Origin of the sequence: Bacillus sp. EKM206B (genome assembly GCF_011066015.1) — a bacterium.
GTDB classification, from domain to species: domain Bacteria; phylum Bacillota; class Bacilli; order Bacillales; family Bacillaceae; genus Bacillus; species Bacillus velezensis.
In genome coordinates this window covers 1-285 of sequence record NZ_JAAMNL010000046.1, presented here as the reverse complement: position 1 = coordinate 285, position 285 = coordinate 1, and the positions used below count along the sequence as shown (strand labels likewise).

The window sequence follows — 285 nt, the reverse complement described above, 5'->3', positions numbered from 1 at the left end:
GCGGTTGTGGCGAAGTGGTTAACGCACCAGATTGTGGCTCTGGCACTCGTGGGTTCGATTCCCATCAATCGCCCCATTTTATCATTGGGCTATAGCCAAGCGGTAAGGCAACGGACTTTGACTCCGTCATGCGTTGGTTCGAATCCAGCTAGCCCAGTTGCATTTTTTTAAAAACAACAGCATAAGATGTATTAAGTTCTTTTACATGTTGCGGAAGTAGTTCAGTGGTAGAACATCACCTTGCCAAGGTGGGGGTCGCGGGTTCGAATCCCGTCTTCCGCTCCA

3 tRNA genes are annotated in these 285 nt (G+C 49.5%); all 3 read left to right on the top strand.

The annotated features are described in order from the left end of the window. Positions 1-76, top strand: a tRNA-His gene (locus tag G9F50_RS20345). A gap of 9 nt (positions 77-85) precedes the next feature. Further along, positions 86-157, top strand: a tRNA-Gln gene (locus G9F50_RS20340). A gap of 53 nt (positions 158-210) precedes the next feature. After that, a tRNA-Gly gene (locus G9F50_RS20335) sits at positions 211-285 on the top strand.